The sequence below is a fragment of the Winogradskyella thalassocola genome (genome assembly GCF_900099995.1).
Lineage (GTDB): Bacteria > Bacteroidota > Bacteroidia > Flavobacteriales > Flavobacteriaceae > Winogradskyella > Winogradskyella thalassocola.
This window is the reverse complement of sequence record NZ_FNCZ01000010.1, coordinates 17,288-34,821: the sequence shown is the minus strand read 5'-3', so window position 1 is coordinate 34,821 and position 17,534 is coordinate 17,288. Positions and strand designations below refer to the sequence as shown.

Here is a 17,534-nt window from a genome sequence, read left to right as displayed (position 1 = left end):
AGAGGAAAAATTTGATCTGATTGCAACCTCTGACGCGGAATTTTATTCTGCTGAAACAAAAAATGCTAAAGCAGTAAGTTTTCTACTTCTCTAGCGACCAAGCAATCTGAAATTTTTCCGTAGATTTAATATAACCTAAACATAGGACATATGCCATATTTATTTACTTCAGAAAGTGTATCTGAAGGACATCCAGACAAAGTAGCAGATCAAATTAGTGATGCTCTAATCGATAACTTTTTAGCTTTTGATCCAGAATCGAAAGTTGCTTGCGAGACTTTAGTAACTACAGGACAAGTTGTTCTTGCTGGTGAAGTTAAATCTAATACGTATTTAGACGTGCAAAAAATAGCAAGAGATACCATTAACAAAATAGGCTACACTAAAAGTGCTTATATGTTTGATGGCAATTCTTGTGGAGTATTTTCTGCCATTCATGAGCAATCTGAAGAAATTAATCGTGGTGTAGACAGAGCCTCAAAAGAAGAACAAGGTGCTGGTGACCAAGGTATGATGTTTGGTTATGCAACCAACGAAACCGAAAATTACATGCCTTTAGCTTTAGACTTATCACACAGAATTCTAATAGAATTAGCTGAGTTACGTCGCGAGAATAAAGACATTAAATACTTAAGACCAGACTCTAAAAGTCAGGTTACTATAGAATATAGTGACGATAATGTCCCACAGCGTATTGACGCTATCGTGGTATCTACGCAGCATGATGATTTTGTATCACCTAAATCACAATCTCAAGCTGATGTTGCAGCTGCAGATGATGAAATGTTAGCTAAAATCAGAAAAGAGATTATTGAAATATTAATTCCTAGAGTTATTGCTAAATTACCTGAGCACATTCAAGACTTATTTAATGATGATATTACTTACCACATTAACCCAACAGGGAAATTTGTAATTGGTGGACCTCATGGTGATACTGGTTTAACAGGTCGTAAGATTATTGTGGATACTTACGGAGGAAAAGGTGCACATGGTGGTGGAGCTTTCTCTGGAAAAGATCCAAGTAAAGTAGATAGAAGTGCGGCTTACGCAACAAGACATATTGCTAAGAACTTAGTTGCTGCTGGGTTATGTGATCAAATCTTAGTACAAGTTTCTTATGCTATTGGTGTTGCTAAACCAATGGGTATTTTTGTTGATACTTATGGTACTTGTCATTTTAATTTGACAGATGGTGAGATTGCAAAAACCGTTGAAAACCTATTTGATATGCGACCAGCTTTTATTGAAGAACGTTTAAAATTACGTCAACCAATGTATAGCGAAACTGCGGCTTATGGTCACATGGGAAGACAGAACGAAGTGGTTACTAAATCGTTTCAGCAACCAAATGGAGAACCTATTACATTAGACGTAGAGTTATTTACTTGGGAAAAATTAGATTATGTTGATAAGGTAAAAGTTGCTTTTGAAATTTAATTTTTATTTTGAAATAGGTTAGATCTTAGATCATTATAACATATAATAAAATACCCTAACTTAAAATTAAGTTAGGGTGTTTTTGTTTAAACTAGTAAGCATTATTTACTCTTCTAAACTAATGCTTCTAATATTATCGTTATAAACACGATCTATTAAAAGATGTCTTGGATCTATTGCAGCTTTTACTGGTAAAGAATCTAACTGCATCGTAATCGATGATTTCTCTTTATTAAACTTTACACGTTTTTGACTATATAAACGTTCTTCAGCATCATCCATAAAGAAACCAACATCTATCCAATCGTTTATAGCGGTTTGAGTTTCGTTTCCTAAACTATCCGATTTTATTTTAGAACTTTCGATCTCTAAAGTCACTTCGTATTTACCGTTATCAAGGGTTTTATAATTCGCTTCTTTAAGACGGTTATCATATAATGTAATCTCTTTGAACCAATCGTTAATTAAATAGTTTAAAGAATCAGGTACCTGAGGTTCTAAATGTCTTAAGAAATCTAAAGATGTTGGATAAGGTGGTTTTTTATAGCGATACTCCTCTAAGAAATTCTTCATTGCCAAGTTTACTTTGTCTTCACCAATATAATCCTGTAATGCATATAAAATCAAACTTCCTTTTCCATAGTGAATATAACCTTGATCTTCCACTTTATATAAGGGTAATTCTTTTTCACGTTCTCCACTTCGACCTCTTAAATAACGATCGTGATCGTACTTTAAAAATTCGCGCATTTTCATCGGATTCTCAGTAATATTTTTAATTGTCATTAGAGACGAATATTCCGAAAAACTTTCACTCATCATAGTACCTCCTTGCATATTAGCACCGATAACTTGGTGTGCCCACCATTGGTGACCCATTTCGTGAGCAATTACAGCATCAACGACGTTATTTCCTGTTTCATCTTCAAGATTAATGACAAATCCTATGGCTTCAGAATATGGCATCGTTCCCGGAAATGCTTGCGCAAAAGAAGCGTAACGTGGAAACTCTATAATACGACATTGTTTATGAAAATAAGGTCCAAAATTCTCAGTATAATAAGCTAAAGACCGTTCTACAGCGTCTAACATCATATCCACATTTTCAGGATGTTTTTCGTCATAATAAACTTCAATATCGATACCATTCCATTTACGTGTTTTGATTTCGTAATCAGCCGACATAAAAGCATAAAAATTTAACGAAGGTGTATCTGTTTTATAATGATAATAGCGTCTGTCGTTTTCTTCCCATTTTTTTATGAGAGATCCTGGAGCGATAGCGGTTTGACTTTTTATTGTAGATATCACAGTTTCTACATTAATAAAATCAGATTGACCATTATTTAGATAATTGCGATTGTGTAATTCGTTGAGTTCAGTAGATAATTTTGGGGTACGTTCTTTTGGCTCAAGTCCATATTTTTTTCGCGTGTTTTTATCACCAATTTCATAAGCCTCATTATAACCCATAGTTGGAAGGATTTCTCTATTATTAAAGAAAGTTCCATTTTTAACAATCATAGTATTACCAGTTCCGTTTTGAAATCCGTTAGTAATATATTTATTATCTAATTTCACTACTATCGTTTCTCCTGGTTGCAGAGCTGGACTTAATTTATAAATTGTATATAAATAAATACTGTCTTTATAAACCGATTTTGCATTGGGAATATTTAGTTTTGTATCCCAACCTTCACCATTAAAGAAGTGAAGCGAATCAATTGCTACATCAGATTCATTGGTTAATGCTATATCTGCTTTGACATGGATATCCCTTTTATTCGGAAAAATATCTATATAATACTTAGCATCAGTTACTTTAGGATGCTCAGCATCTTTATACTTGCTATATTTCTTTTCGAATTCTGCCATCAATTGCTCAGTCGTATCGCTAGAACGATATGGATTTAAAACTTGGGAATTATAATACACAAAACTAGCCACTCCAAGCCAAGCAATTAAGGCAACGACAATAACGCTTCTGTAGCTTTTAGGAACTTCCTTACGGGCTGTTTTAAATCGGCTTAATAGAGAACTTTTAGAACCACGATTCCATAAAGCACCAGCAACGAGTAATCCTAAAACGGCAAACAATGCCCAGTAGAGATTAAACCATAAGGCACCTTTAACTCCTGGCCCAAAACGGTTCATGTCTGAGTAATATGTAGAAGGTCCACCACCAACATCTAACATATTAGAGTTTAAGTCCATTATACTAAGTACAATTTCCCAAACAAGAAGTACTAATATGGAAATAAAATACCCAATATATTTATTGCTCGCCAATACCTGAATTAATATAGTTATACCTCCAAAGGCAATAAAAAGCGGAAGATTATCATAAAAGAAATCTAAAAGATAAACATCGATTTCTATACGTGTAAATCCGTGGAGTAATTGGTAAACAACACCAATGAATAAAAAGAAAATATTTAAAATGGAAGCGATACATACGAGTGATAATGCTTTCGCAGCCATAGATATAAAAGATGTATGTGCTGTAGCATCTATGACTTCATTAATTTTATAATCTCTATCGCGCCAAATTAATTCGCCACTAAAAAACACAACAATGATAATAATAAAGATGTCTGTATTGTCTTTTATTGAGTCTATAAGTTTATAGGTTAATGGGTAAGATTGAAGTCCAAAATATTCAAAACCTCCACTTAAATCTGCAACAAGAATAATAATACAGAACAGAAATAAAATTTTGAAAGTAACACTCTTTACAATACTTAAAAAGTTAGTGTAAAAGAAACTTTTAAATTGAACCCAATTTGTAGCATTTGAGAACGAAGGATTTAAGCTCGGAAGTGAAAATACAGTATCTCCTGTAGATGCTTTTACCTTTTCCTTTTTAATTTTTTGATTCTTCTTTTTAAAAGAGAAACTAAAGTACGAGATCATTAAAATTATAAGACCAACACTAATCCATATTAATCGATTCCAAAATAGAATTCCTGAAAAACCTGGACTAATTGTGTTTTTTTCGGCTGGTGTAAAATATTTGGTTTCAATAGCGTATGTATTGATTCCGAAGATATCTGTTAAACCAGCAATGGTTTCATTATCTACATCAGACATTAGTGAGCCTGAAACGATATAAGCCACTATAATTACCAGTCCACCAACAAAAGAAATAACTGTACTCTTCCATTTATTTGCCATTGCAAAAATCACAGTTCCGGCAAGGAACATATTCGGTAAAATGAACAAAAGGTAGTTGTTTATAAAGGTTTCGAGATAAAAATCGCCATAGCGTGACGTATCTAGCCAACCAAAAATTGAATTCATATAAGTACCCAAAAGCATTCCTATAAAAACACCAAGCAGTGGTAATGTCGATACAAATAAGGCACCAAAAAAGCGACCAAAAAAGTAACCAGGTTTACTTAAAGGAGTTGTGAAAAGTATTTCATTAAATTCGTTATTATGATCTCGTAAAGCTGCATTATTAAAGAATGCGACAGCCATTAAGAGACTAAAAATACAGAATATAGTCACATGTATCGTGATTGTATAAGGTGAGTTTCGATAGACATTACCAATAGCTCCACCAACTTGAACATTGTCGCTCACTGTAGCAAAGAATTCCATCAATGCTAGAATGAATATGAAAATATACACCATAGGTTGCTTAAGCGTATATTTTAATTCCGATAAAAAGAATGTTTTAAACATGATTTCAAATAGTTAAGATGGATTAAACAAGTACGTTTGATGTGTTGATTTTAGAAAAGAAGACATCTTCTAGACCAGGAGCAACGGGCTCAAATCCATTTTGTGGATGCGCTTCACTAAACACATGAATCAATGGTTGTCCACCTACCATTTTATTTGAAATTACTTTATAATCGTTAGCATAATTTTGAAGTTCATCTCTGCTAACTATTTTTTTAAATACCTTACTGTTTAAGTCTTCTATTGCAGACTGTGGAGAACCATGATATACAATTTCTCCTAAATTCATAATTGCCATTTTAGTGCACAACTCTCTTACATCATCTACAATGTGTGTTGAGAGAATAACTATAACATCTTTGCCTACATCTGCCAATAAGTTGTAAAAACGATTACGTTCACCAGGATCTAGACCTGCAGTTGGCTCATCTACAATAATTAAATTCGGATTCCCTATTAATGCTTGTGCGATACCAACGCGTTGTTTCATTCCGCCAGAAAAACCTTTAACTGATTTGTTGCGTTTTTCGTAAAGATTTACTTTGTCTAGTAAATAATTAACGAGTTCCTTGCGTTCAGATTTATTGGTGATTCCTTTTAAAATGGCTAAGTGAGTTAGCAATTGTTCTGCAGTAATACGAGGATATACTCCAAATTCTTGTGGCAAATAACCTAAGACTTTGCGTAATTCCGCAGGCTGATTCAAAATATCAATATCATCCAAAGTAGCTGTCCCAGAATCGGCTTCTTGCAATGTGGCTAGTGTTCGCATCAATGAAGATTTCCCAGCGCCATTTGGACCTAGAAGTCCAAACATACCGTTTTCCAATTCTAGACTTACATTATCTAAAGCTTTGACACCATTAGCATATGTTTTTGATAAATTATTGATTTTTAGCGTACTCATGAAAAGATTTTTTTGGTTGATTAGTTATAAATAAGACGGCCTATATTAAAAAGTGTTACACTAACCGTAACTTTTTAATTTCCAATAAGGTATCCTTTTATAATTAAAGACGCAAAAATTTGGCAAATGGTTGCCTACTCAGTTAAGAAATTGAGTTTCGTAAATTCGTAAAAAAATAAGTGTTACTTTCTTAAATAGGTAATAAACGAAAACGCATACGCATGCTTTTCATCAGCATCATGCGTTGTTCTATTGACTTCTTGCCATATAGTGTCATCAATTTCCGGGAAAAAAGTGTCGGCATTTTCAAACTCAGCATGTACGCGTGTTATTTCAAGCTTATCCACTAAAGACATCGCTTGCTTATAGATTTCTCCACCACCAATAATAAACGGCTGTTTATCTAATCGTGCTGCATCTAATGCATCATCAAGTGAATTAACAACAATAACATCACTAGGAACTTTATAATTGCCTTGCCTTGTAATAACAATATGAGTACGGTTTGGTAAGGGTTTTGGAAAGCTTTCAAACGTTTTACGTCCCATAATAATATGATGACCGTTAGTTAAGGACTTAAAATGTTTAAGATCATCACTTAGGTGCCATATTAAATCGTTGTCTTTCCCTATAGCATTATCTTCACCTGCGGCCACAATAATAGTTAGTTCAGATGTCTTTTTTTTTTGTGCTATACTGTCTTTCTTACTCGTTTCGGTATAAACTTGTGTCTGCGCAATTTTAGTTTCCTCTTTAACAAGATTCTGTTTTAACTTATCTATGCGTACTTCTTGTAGATTCACCAATTTTTCTAACTGTTGTTTCTCCCAATCTTTACCCATAAATTTATTGGTAATAAAAACGCTAACAAAGTGATAGATAAATAGAAAAAACCATGCTAAAATAGCATAGACAAACCAATCAACACCTGCAATTTTAAAATCCTTTCCAATTCCTAGTACCGTATTTGCTAAAATCAAAAAGACAGCACCAATTAAAAAAATCACAAAATGCACATACAAACGTTTCTTTTGCCTAATGCGTTTTTGAGCATTTTCTATGAGCTCTAACTGGTCTTTATCTATAGTTGTAACTTGCTTTTTCTTACCGAACATGATCGTAATTTAATAAGATAAAGATACTTGTTTTTTTAGAAAATCTTAATTGTGATTGTAAGAGATTAACATAGCGTGATAATCGAAAACGATATAGCTGATTATCAGATATCAAGCAAATCAATCTTATGTTATTAATCTTATAATATAAGTATATAAATATTACATTCTTAAACGAAAAATAATTGCGATACTACGAAATTGATAATTCTTTAGTTTTTAGATATTTAATAGATATTTTTTGCTGTATTCTTTTATACTTTTGTACTCATAAATAAATTTATATTTTATATTATTATGGCAATTAAAAAACAGTATTTAAAAAGTAAGCCAGTTTGTAAGGTAACATTTTCTGTTCCTGCAGAAGAGGCAAAAAGTGTAGCAGTTGTTGGAAGCTTTAACGAGTGGAATACTGAAGCTACTGAATTGAAAAAACAAAAAAACGGTATTTTTAAAGGTACTCTAGATTTAGCAAAAGATACATCTTACGAATTTAGATATATTGTAGATGGCGCTTACATCAATGATGACCAAGCTGATTCTTATGCATTTAACGAATTTGCAGGAGAAGAAAACTGCGTTATCAATTTATAGGATATTTCTATAAAACAAAACATAAAAAAAGCGTCTCAAATTTAATCGAGACGCTTTTTTTATTCATCCTAATAACCGAATCGTCATTAAAGCACTAAAGCGTGTCTCAACAGATTTTCCATTGCTTGTTCCTGGCAGTTTAAATTTTGGCATTCGTTTTATAAGCTGAATAACGTCTACAGCAATCGCTTTGTGATGTGCCTTGACATTTATTTGCTCCGTTTTGCCCTTCTTATTTATAACAAATTCGACATGGAATTGAGTCGTTAAATCCGTTGGAAAGACTTTATCAGCGAGTTCATAATTAAAACTCACTTTAATATAATCTATAATTTTATCTGAAGTACATTGTTTTGTCTCCTCAAAACTTAATTCTTGGTTACACCCTCTATACACAGGATATGTTGCATCTTCTTTATCTTGGGCACTTAAAAACAAGCTACAAAGAAACGTTACTACTAAAACTAGATATCTCATTAAATAAATTTATACGGCAACTTTACCTTTAATATGTGGATGCGGATTGTAATCAACCAATGTAAAATCTTCAAACTTAAAATCGAAAATATCTTTTACCTCTGGATTCAGAATCATCTTTGGTAATGGTCTAATCTCTCTAGACAATTGTAATTCTAGTTGCTCCTTATGGTTATTATAAATATGAGCATCACCAAAAGTGTGGATAAAATCACCTGCTTCGTAACCACAAACTTGAGCCATCATCATCGTAAATAAGGCGTAAGACGCAATATTAAACGGCACACCTAAAAACGTATCTGCACTTCGCTGGTAGAGTTGACAAGATAATTTTCCATCAGCAACATAAAATTGAAAAAAGGCATGGCAAGGAGGTAAAGCTGCTTTTCCATTAGCGACATTTTCTGAAAATGATTTTGATGTATCCGGTAAAACTGAAGGATTCCAAGCAGAAACCAACATTCTACGGCTATTTGGATTATTTTTTAAAGTTGTAATGACTTCTTTAATTTGGTCAATATCTTCACTTGCCCAATTTCTCCATTGATGACCATAAACGGGTCCAAGATTACCGTTTTCATCAGCCCAATCATTCCATATTTTTACACCGTTTTCAGTAAGATAATCGATATTAGTGTCTCCTTTTAAGAACCAAAGCAATTCGTATATAATAGATTTTAAATGTAACTTTTTAGTCGTTACCATTGGAAATCCTTCACTTAAATCGAAACGCATTTGGTAACCAAAAACACTTTTCGTTCCTGTCCCAGTACGATCACCTTTTTCGTTTCCTTCTGCTAAAATATGCTTTACTAAATCGTGATATTGCTTCATAACATTTCCCACGAAAGTGGGAATCTCTTTTAATTAAACTTTACTGTAATTCTAAATTACTGACTAGATTATCAGCAATACGAAAATAAGAAAAAAAGCATCAAATGTGATATCTGATGCTTTAGTATATGTGAAATATTTTTTTTATAATTCTATTACCCAATAATCATTCCCGCGATAGTCGCAGAAATTAAAGAAGCAATTGTTCCTCCGATTAAAGCCTTCATTCCAAATTTAGACAATTGTGTACGCTGTCCTGGAGCTAAAGAACCAATACCTCCAATTTGAATTCCTATAGAAGCAAAATTAGCAAATCCACAAAGCATATAAGTGGCCATAATAATAGACTTCTCGTACGTTAGATGCGTTGTATTTGCAGCATTTTTTAAATCTGCTAATTGAATGTAACCAATAAACTCACTGGCTGCTAATTTAATACCTAAAAGTTGGCCCATCATCATCACATCTTCTTTCGCAACTCCAATTAACCACATCAATGGTGCAAAAACAGTTCCCAAAATAGCTTCAAGAGAAAAGCTAGGGTAAGGTGTATTTGCTGCCATCCAACCATTTAAGGTCGTTATATCTCCAACCCAACCTAGAATACCATTTATCATGGCTATAAAAGCAACAAATACAAGAAGCATTGCCCCAACATTTACAGCTAATTTTAGACCTTCTGTTGTTCCATTTGCTATAGCATCAAGAAGGTTGGCACCAATTTTTTCTTGTGACACTGAAACATCTGTATTGACGTCTTCTGTTTGTGGAAATAATATTTTCGAAATTACAATAGCTCCAGGAGCTGCCATTACTGAAGCTGCTAATAAATGTTTGGCATAAAATAGTCGTAACTCAGCATCATCACCGCCTAAAAATCCAATGTAAGCCGCCAAAACAGCACCTGCAACCGTTGCCATTCCACCTATCATAACAAGGAGAATTTCAGACTTATTCATTTTTTCTAAATACGCCTTAATTAGTAAAGGTGCTTCGGTTTGACCAAGAAAGATATTTCCTGCGACACTTAAACTTTCGGCACCCGATATTTTTAAAGTTTTAGATAACAACCAAGCCATTGCTTTTACAACCTTTTGTATAATACCTAGATAGAAAAGCACCGAAGTTAATGCAGAGAAAAATATAATTGTTGGTAAAACTTGAAATGCAAAAATAAAACCATAAGAATTTACATCCATAACTCCACTAAATAGAAATTCACTACCTGCTCCTGTAAAGTCTAAAATATTTATGAATACTTGTCCTATGCCTTCAAATATATTTTTTATAAAATCAACTCGCAGTACACCGATAGCTATAATGAGTTGAAAAGCTAAACCAATTCCTACCGTTTTCCAGTTTATCGCTTTACGATTACTACTAAATAGATAAGCTATAAATATTAATGAAATCATACCTAAAACTCCACGCCAGAAACTATTGAATGTAAAACCTTCACTTTCAATTATAACACTAATTGGCGCATCTAAAACTAGGTAGTTTGGATGTGATTCTGAGACATAGGTTAAGACTGTATTATCCTTTTTCAGTTGTAAAGTGGTAGCGTCTTGCTTCAAAACTTCATAATAAATATCAACAGCAGTTGGTACTTTTTGCTTAAAGACTAAAAGGTTATTATTTTGAAGCCAAACTCCTTCATTGAGACTACCATTAAGTACTGATTTGTATTGTCCGTTTTTATGTAAATTAAGATATTCTTTACCTTTCGCAAACTTTTTATGATCTTGAATACTGTCTGGGTAGTTTTCATAAATGACATGTTGAGACAACTGCCAATTATTAAGTTTTAAATCCTCAATCTTAGTTAGATATACTGGTACTTCTTTGACATCGTCAATATAAATGGAATCATTTTTTGGCTTCTCAAGTTCTTGTGCTGTAATTGATGAAAACCCAATAAAAATAGCGAGAAAAACCTTGAAAAACTGATTCATAAATAATAAGTGTTAGTTAGCGTTTAGAAATTTCGTCTCTTACTTTAGCAGCCGTTTCATAATCTTCATTATTAACCGCTTCTTCTAAGAGTGTATTAAGTTCTTCTATGGATTTATTTTTATAACCTTCTTGTTCTGCTGATGCAGCTTCAATCTCTTCAACAATAAGATCATCTACAAGAATACTATCTTGTTCTTCGTCGTCTTCCTTTTTAGGATTGACTTTAAGATAGATTCCGGCTTTATCTAAAATATTTTTGTAGGTAAATATTGGTGCTTGAAAACGTAAAGCCAATGCAATAGCATCGCTCGTTCTAGCATCGATAATTTCTTCAATTTTATCGCGTTCGCAAATTAAACTTGAATAAAACACACCATCAACCAATTTATGAATAATAACTTGCTTAACAACAATATCGAAACGATCTGAGAAGTTTTTGAATAAATCGTGAGTTAAAGGACGTGGAGGACGAATTTCCTTCTCTAAAGCAATAGCAATGGATTGCGCTTCAAAAGCACCAATAACTATTGGCAATTTTCGGTCACCATCTACTTCATTAAGTATTAAAGCGTAGGCACCATTTTGGGTTTGACTGTATGAAATGCCTTTGATATTTAAACGAACTAAACTCATAATTTATAAAACACAAAGAACTGTTTAAATTTGGACTTTACCAACTGCTTTATGCAGATTTGGTTAATTTCCCTCATACTTTCGATAAAACGTAAGCGAATAAGAGAACTTCTAAATTTAAACAGTCCTTATTGATACCTCATCGATTTTATTACGGATTTGGTATTGAAGACTACAAGGTAATAAAATTATGCGTTTGCAGCTTTAAAAGCTTTTAATTTTTCGATTAATTTTGGTACAACTTCAAATGCATCACCTACAACTCCATAATCTGCTGCCTTAAAGAAAGGTGCTTCTGGATCTGTATTGATAACCACTTTTACTTTAGACGAGTTAATACCTGCTAAATGCTGAATAGCTCCAGAAATACCAATAGCAATATAAAGGTTAGATGCAACAGGTTTTCCTGTTTGACCAACGTGTTCACTATGTGGTCTCCATCCTAAATCAGATACTGGTTTTGAACATGCTGTTGCTGCTCCTAAAACCTCTGCAAGTTCTTCAATCATTCCCCAATTTTCAGGACCTTTTAATCCTCTTCCACCAGAAACAACGATTTCTGCATCTGCAATACTTACTTTATCGGTCGCTTTATCTACAGACTCTACAGTAACACCAGATTCTGAAATTGAAGGAGAAAAGTCTTCAACAGAAGCATTGCCTCCCGACTCTACCAATCCGAATGAATTATTAGATAAACCAACAATTTTTACATCAGTAGCTATTTCTGTATTAGCAAATGCTTTATTTGTAAATGCTGAATGTTTTACTGTAAATGGTGATACGTTAGATGGTGCTGCAACAACATTAGACACATAACCTGCATCTAAACCTACAGCTAATAACGGTGCTAAATATTTACTATTGGCGCTTGCACTGACTACAACCACTTTTGAACCTTCATTTTTTGCAGCATCTTCTAAGATACCTGCATATTTTTGGGCGTTAAATGCTTTTAAAGACTCGTCTTTTACTAAAAGTACTTTAGAGGCTCCATAGTTTCCAAGCACTTCTGCATCATCCGCGTTAACAGCCACAGCAGTTACTGAAGTTCCCATTTGATCTGCAACAGCTTTAGCATAAGATACCACTTCTAAAGCCGCCTTTTTAAATTTTCCGTTTTCGGATTCTGTATATACTAGAATTGACATAATATTTTTTAAAATTTAAAATTTCAAGCACCAAATCCCAAAGACTGAGCGATTGGATTTTGGAATTTGAGATTTGTTTTTTTTATATAACTTTAGCTTCGTTATGAAGTAAGTTTACTAATTCGTCTATATTATCGGCATCGACCAACTTAACCGCACCCTTAGGAGCTGGTTTTTCAAAACTAACAGCTTTAGTTTCTGCATTAGCGTCAGTTGGTTCTACAACCGTTAACGGTTTTTTACGAGCCATCATAATACCTCTCATATTTGGAATACGAAGATCACTTTCTTCAACTAATCCTTTTTGCCCACCAATGACTAAAGGTAAAGATGTACTAACGGTTTCTTTTCCTCCATCGATTTCTCTAACCGCTTTAGCGTTGGTACCATCAACCTCTAAACTTATACAATTAGTTACAAAATTAGCATTAATCATTGCTGCTAACATTCCAGGAACCATTGCGCCGTTATAATCAATAGATTCTCTACCAGCTATAACTAAATCGTAACCACCATCATTCACAACTTTAGCTAATTGTTTAGCAACTGCATAACCGTCTGTAGCAGATGTATTTACTCTAATTGCAGAGTCTGCACCAATGGCTAAGGCCTTTCTTAACGTTGGTTCTGTTTCTGCTCCACCAACATTAACAACATCTACACTTGCACCTTGTTTTTCTTTAAACCACATGGCACGTGTTAAACCAAATTCGTCATTAGGATTGATGACATATTGAACACCATTGGTGTCAAATTTTGTATCACCATCCGTAAAATTAATCTTTGAGGTTGTATCAGGCACATGACTAATACATACTAATATTTTCATATATAAATGATTTATTTTAAACGTCTTTTTTCTTGAGTACGAAGATAAAAATAATAATTTGAATTTTACTATGCACGCATAGTATATTTTATAAAAATTCAATTATTTTCTATTAAACTATCAATTTTTCAAAAATTTAAAGATATTCTGATGATTCAATGACTATTTTACCATCCTAAAATAAAAATATATCTATTCAAAATCATATAAATCAGAAAAAACATAAATCTTCATAAATTTTTATTTTTTCACTCTACTTTTAATGTCATTATATAGTATAGAATTATTATTTTTGCTACTCGAATAAAAACAAGAACATGAAGACAATTCAATTTAGAGAAGCTATTTGTGAAGCCATGAGCGAAGAAATGCGCAGAGATGAAAGCGTTTATCTTATGGGAGAAGAAGTAGCAGAATATAATGGTGCTTACAAGGCATCTAAAGGTATGTTAGACGAATTTGGCGCAAAACGTGTTATAGACACACCTATTGCAGAGCTTGGTTTTGCTGGTATAGCTATTGGATCTACAATGACAGGAAATCGTCCTATTGTAGAATATATGACGTTTAACTTCTCTTTGGTTGGAATTGATCAAATTATAAATAATGCGGCTAAAATTAGACAAATGTCTGGTGGCCAATTTAAATGTCCTATTGTTTTTAGAGGTCCAACAGCTTCTGCAGGTCAATTAGGAGCAACACACTCACAAGCTTTTGAGAACTGGTTTGCTAACACTCCAGGATTAAAAGTCGTTGTACCATCTAACCCTTATGATGCAAAAGGATTACTAAAAGCTGCTATTAGAGATGACGATCCTGTTATTTTTATGGAAAGTGAGCAAATGTATGGTGATAAAGGTGAAGTGCCAGAAGGCGAATATGTAGTACCTATTGGAGTTGCTGAAATTAAGCGCGAAGGAACAGATGTTACAATCGTATCTTTTGGTAAAATCATTAAAGAAGCTTACAAAGCTGCAGACGAATTAGAAAAAGAAGGTATTTCTTGTGAGATCATCGATTTAAGAACCGTTCGTCCTATGGATAGAGCTGCAATTTTAAAATCTGTAAAGAAAACAAACCGTTTAGTTGTTTTAGAAGAAGCATGGCCTTTTGGAAATGTCGCTACTGAAATTACATACTTAGTGCAATCTGAAGCGTTTGATTATTTAGATGCACCAATTATTAAAATAAATACTGCAGATACACCTGCACCTTATTCTCCTGTATTATTAGCAGAATGGTTGCCTAACAGCGATGATGTTGTTAAAGCAGTAAAAAAAGTAATGTACAAATAAATAAATTGCAGATATCTGCGTTTAGTAAACTTCATTCGTAACCCTCTAACTTATGTTTAGCACGGTTGTTGATGAAGTTTATTTTTTAATATGAAACTAAAACTACTTATCTCATTTCTAGTTCTTGGATTTTTTTCTGCAATAGCGCAGACTAAAGTTAGCGGTCATGTTTTTGATGAAAACAATGTCCCTATTCCATTTGCTAATGTTCTATTTAAAGGTTCTACAGAAGGAACTATCACCAATGAAGACGGTAAATTTTATTTAGAATCCGATAACAGTTGGGATAATTTAATCGTTTCTTTTATTGGTTTTGAGATACTAGAAATCCCCTTAACCAAATCTGTTAATTATGATTTAAAGTTCATTCTTAAAGAAGAAGCATCCTCATTAGATGAAGTGCTTATTGTTACAGGAAAACAATCTAAAAAAGCATCAGAGAATCCCGCTATCAGAATTCTTAAAAAGATTTGGGAACGTAAACGTCAAAATGGCTTAAGCCAGTTTAAGCAATACGAGTACGACCAATACGAAAAAGTAGAATTTGATCTCAACACTATTGATAGTTCCCTAATAAAGAGTAAACTTTTTAAGGGTATGGAATTCGTTTTTAATGAAGTTGATACGTCTAAAGTTACAGGAAAAACCTATCTACCCATTTTCCTAAATGAATCCGTAAAGAAAATATCTGGAGACAATATCTTAAATAAAGAACACGAAGATTTAAAAGGTAATAAAAACTCAGGTTTCAGTAATAACCAGATTATTATAGATTTTATCGACGATTTATATTCGGAATATAATGTTTACGATAATTACTTAAAATTCTTCGATAAGAGTTTTGTAAGCCCATTAAGTAGAACAGGGGTTCAAACCTATAACTATGTATTGTCTGATAGTGCTTTTATTGACAATAAATGGTGTTACAATATTATCTATTATCCTAGACGAAAAAACGAATTGACTTTTAAGGGGGATTTTTGGGTGAATGATTCGACATTTGCTATTAAAGAAATTAATCTTCAAGCGTCTAAAAGTGCCAATATCAACTGGGTTAAGGAAATCTATATTGAACAAGAATTTGAAGTATTAAATGATTCTGTATTTCTTATAAAACGCGATTATTTCCTTTCGGACTTTGCCATGAACAAAAAAGAAATGTCCCGAGGTGTTTATGGAAAACGAACTACCATTTATGATAATTATAAATTTAACCAACCTAAAGACCCAAAATTCTATGATAAGGTTGTTTATAATTATGATGAAGATGTATACAACCGAGAAGATGATTTTTGGCAAACTAATAGGCTTGAATCCTTAAGTAAAGATGAAAAAGGTGTGTATAAAATGTTAGACACACTAAAAACGGTTAAGAAATTTAAACGACTATATAACTTAGGAAGTATTCTAGCTTCAGGCTATGTTGAGTTTCCTTCCGTTAATTTAGATTACGGTCCAATTTTTTCCACTTTTGGTTATAACGAGGTTGAAGGTGTGCGATTACGAACAGGAGGAAGAACGTACTTTGGCCCTAACGATTTATGGAGAATTGAAGGCTTCTTAGCTTATGGTTTTAACGATGATAAATTTAAATACGGAATTTCAGGGAAGTGGTTATTAGATAAACGTAGTCGATTTACCCTTTTTGGAGGTAATAGGCGCGATATTGAACAAATTGGTGCAAGTTTAACAAGCTCTTCTGATGTTTTAGGTCGTAGCTTGGCTTCTTCAGCGGTCATAGGTACCGGAACAAATGATAAGCTTTCCAATATTAATTTAACCAATTTTGGAGCCTCTATAGAGCCATCTCGAAATTTTGAAGTGCGCATAGATGGAAGCTTCCGTACTATAAGTTCAGCGTCATCAACATTTAGTTTAGACTACAATGATATTGAAGCCCTATCCGGAGTGTCGTCTGAAATAAAACAATTTGAATCTCGACTATCATTAGGCTATTTTCCAAAACGTCAAATGACAGGTTTTGGAGTAGAACGAAAAAACAAGAATGATAATTTCGCTAGACTTTTTGCACAAGTGAGTCGTGGAGATCGCAATTGGTTTGACAGTGATTTTGACTATACTAAAGTTCAGTTTTCATATATACAACCATGGCAACTTGGTGGCTTTGGAAGGTTGGTGACCTCTGTAGAATTAGGTAAAACATTTGGCGAAGTGCCTTTAGGATTATTGAGTATTGTTCCTGGTAACCAATCCTATTTTTCAATATACAACACGTTTACACAATTAGATTATTACGAATTTGTTACAGATACTTATAGCTCTGTTCATTTAGAACACAATTTTAATGGTCGTATTTTTTCTCGTATTCCGTTCTTAAAAAAATACAACCTAAGAGCTATTTTAGGATTAAGAGGTGTTTGGGGAGAACTCTCTGATGAAAATATGGCTCTAAACAGCACAGGTAATCTAATGGAAATTCCTTTAGTTGCACCAGACACACGTATGTATTACGAATACAGTTTTGGCGTGGCCAATATTTTTAAAGTATTGCGTTTAGACTTCAACTTTAGAGGAAATTATTTAGACCGACCAGACGCAAGACCATTTGGTATTACAGGTAGTTTTGGGTTTTATTTCTAAAAAAAAGGATTTACG

General features: G+C 33.2%; 13 protein-coding genes. 4 read left to right on the top strand and 9 right to left on the bottom strand.

What is annotated here, in order from left to right; translation table 11 throughout:
- Positions 1 to 150 precede the first annotated feature (150 nt).
- Positions 151 to 1,440, top strand: a complete 1,290-nt coding sequence (gene metK, locus BLT80_RS17280; RefSeq protein WP_092470311.1) for a methionine adenosyltransferase — start codon at positions 151 to 153, stop codon at positions 1,438 to 1,440.
- Between the two features lie 105 nt (positions 1,441 to 1,545).
- Here the strand turns inward: metK and BLT80_RS17275 are convergent, their stop codons facing one another.
- The 3 genes from BLT80_RS17275 to BLT80_RS17265 form a co-directional block, all read right to left on the bottom strand.
- Positions 1,546 to 5,127, bottom strand: coding sequence for a M1 family aminopeptidase (locus BLT80_RS17275; RefSeq protein ID WP_092470309.1), 3,582 nt, complete (start codon positions 5,125 to 5,127; stop codon positions 1,546 to 1,548).
- A 22-nt stretch (positions 5,128 to 5,149) separates the two neighbouring features.
- A complete protein-coding gene (locus BLT80_RS17270) occupies positions 5,150 to 6,034 on the bottom strand; it encodes an ABC transporter ATP-binding protein (RefSeq protein WP_092470307.1) in 885 nt (294 codons plus the stop codon).
- Positions 6,035 to 6,216: 182 nt separating this feature from the next.
- Complete coding sequence (locus BLT80_RS17265) at positions 6,217 to 7,149, bottom strand: dihydrofolate reductase (RefSeq protein ID WP_092470305.1); 933 nt, start codon at positions 7,147 to 7,149, stop codon at positions 6,217 to 6,219.
- Between the two features lie 297 nt (positions 7,150 to 7,446).
- On the opposite strand from BLT80_RS17265, the gene BLT80_RS17260 reads away from it, so the two are divergent.
- Entirely contained in the window at positions 7,447 to 7,743 is a 297-nt protein-coding gene (locus BLT80_RS17260) for an isoamylase early set domain-containing protein (protein WP_092470303.1), read from the top strand.
- A 63-nt stretch (positions 7,744 to 7,806) separates the two neighbouring features.
- Here the strand turns inward: BLT80_RS17260 and BLT80_RS17255 are convergent, their stop codons facing one another.
- The 6 genes from BLT80_RS17255 to BLT80_RS17230 form a co-directional block, all read right to left on the bottom strand.
- Positions 7,807 to 8,220 (bottom strand): hypothetical protein, encoded by a 414-nt coding sequence (locus BLT80_RS17255; protein WP_139181098.1) that lies wholly within the window; start codon positions 8,218 to 8,220, stop codon positions 7,807 to 7,809.
- A 9-nt stretch (positions 8,221 to 8,229) separates the two neighbouring features.
- Positions 8,230 to 9,054 carry a thymidylate synthase gene (locus tag BLT80_RS17250; protein WP_092470503.1) on the bottom strand — a complete coding sequence of 275 codons (825 nt, stop codon included), beginning with the start codon at positions 9,052 to 9,054 and terminating at the stop codon, positions 8,230 to 8,232.
- 155 nt (positions 9,055 to 9,209) lie between these two features.
- Positions 9,210 to 11,009: a NupC/NupG family nucleoside CNT transporter gene (locus tag BLT80_RS17245; protein WP_245710291.1), complete on the bottom strand. Its 1,800-nt coding sequence runs from the start codon at positions 11,007 to 11,009 to the stop codon at positions 9,210 to 9,212.
- Positions 11,010 to 11,025: 16 nt separating this feature from the next.
- Complete coding sequence (locus tag BLT80_RS17240; RefSeq protein WP_092470297.1) at positions 11,026 to 11,643, bottom strand: bifunctional nuclease family protein; 618 nt, start codon at positions 11,641 to 11,643, stop codon at positions 11,026 to 11,028.
- 188 nt (positions 11,644 to 11,831) lie between these two features.
- A complete protein-coding gene (locus tag BLT80_RS17235; RefSeq protein WP_092470295.1) occupies positions 11,832 to 12,794 on the bottom strand; it encodes an electron transfer flavoprotein subunit alpha/FixB family protein in 963 nt (320 codons plus the stop codon).
- Between the two features lie 82 nt (positions 12,795 to 12,876).
- Entirely contained in the window at positions 12,877 to 13,623 is a 747-nt protein-coding gene (locus BLT80_RS17230; protein ID WP_092470293.1) for an electron transfer flavoprotein subunit beta/FixA family protein, read from the bottom strand.
- A gap of 317 nt (positions 13,624 to 13,940) precedes the next feature.
- Between BLT80_RS17230 and BLT80_RS17225 the strand changes: the two genes are divergently transcribed.
- The gene (locus BLT80_RS17225; protein WP_092470291.1) at positions 13,941 to 14,918 is read left to right on the top strand and encodes a pyruvate dehydrogenase complex E1 component subunit beta; all 978 of its coding nucleotides are present in this window, start codon (positions 13,941 to 13,943) and stop codon (positions 14,916 to 14,918) included.
- 90 nt (positions 14,919 to 15,008) lie between these two features.
- Positions 15,009 to 17,519 carry a DUF5686 and carboxypeptidase-like regulatory domain-containing protein gene (locus tag BLT80_RS17220; protein ID WP_092470289.1) on the top strand — a complete coding sequence of 837 codons (2,511 nt, stop codon included), beginning with the start codon at positions 15,009 to 15,011 and terminating at the stop codon, positions 17,517 to 17,519.
- The last annotated feature ends 15 nt before the right edge of the window (positions 17,520 to 17,534 follow it).

Coding starts and splice junctions, on each gene's coding strand:
- BLT80_RS17265 (WP_092470305.1), bottom strand. CDS start 7,149: ATGTTCGGTAAGAAAAAGCAAGTTACAACTATAGATAAAGACCAGTTA.
- BLT80_RS17260 (WP_092470303.1), top strand. CDS start 7,447: ATGGCAATTAAAAAACAGTATTTAAAAAGTAAGCCAGTTTGTAAGGTA.
- BLT80_RS17270 (WP_092470307.1), bottom strand. CDS start 6,034: ATGAGTACGCTAAAAATCAATAATTTATCAAAAACATATGCTAATGGT.
- BLT80_RS17235 (WP_092470295.1), bottom strand. CDS start 12,794: ATGTCAATTCTAGTATATACAGAATCCGAAAACGGAAAATTTAAAAAG.
- BLT80_RS17220 (WP_092470289.1), top strand. CDS start 15,009: ATGAAACTAAAACTACTTATCTCATTTCTAGTTCTTGGATTTTTTTCT.
- BLT80_RS17230 (WP_092470293.1), bottom strand. CDS start 13,623: ATGAAAATATTAGTATGTATTAGTCATGTGCCTGATACAACCTCAAAG.
- BLT80_RS17245 (WP_245710291.1), bottom strand. CDS start 11,009: ATGAATCAGTTTTTCAAGGTTTTTCTCGCTATTTTTATTGGGTTTTCA.
- BLT80_RS17240 (WP_092470297.1), bottom strand. CDS start 11,643: ATGAGTTTAGTTCGTTTAAATATCAAAGGCATTTCATACAGTCAAACC.
- metK (WP_092470311.1), top strand. CDS start 151: ATGCCATATTTATTTACTTCAGAAAGTGTATCTGAAGGACATCCAGAC.
- BLT80_RS17250 (WP_092470503.1), bottom strand. CDS start 9,054: ATGAAGCAATATCACGATTTAGTAAAGCATATTTTAGCAGAAGGAAAC.
- BLT80_RS17255 (WP_139181098.1), bottom strand. CDS start 8,220: ATGAGATATCTAGTTTTAGTAGTAACGTTTCTTTGTAGCTTGTTTTTA.
- BLT80_RS17275 (WP_092470309.1), bottom strand. CDS start 5,127: ATGTTTAAAACATTCTTTTTATCGGAATTAAAATATACGCTTAAGCAA.
- BLT80_RS17225 (WP_092470291.1), top strand. CDS start 13,941: ATGAAGACAATTCAATTTAGAGAAGCTATTTGTGAAGCCATGAGCGAA.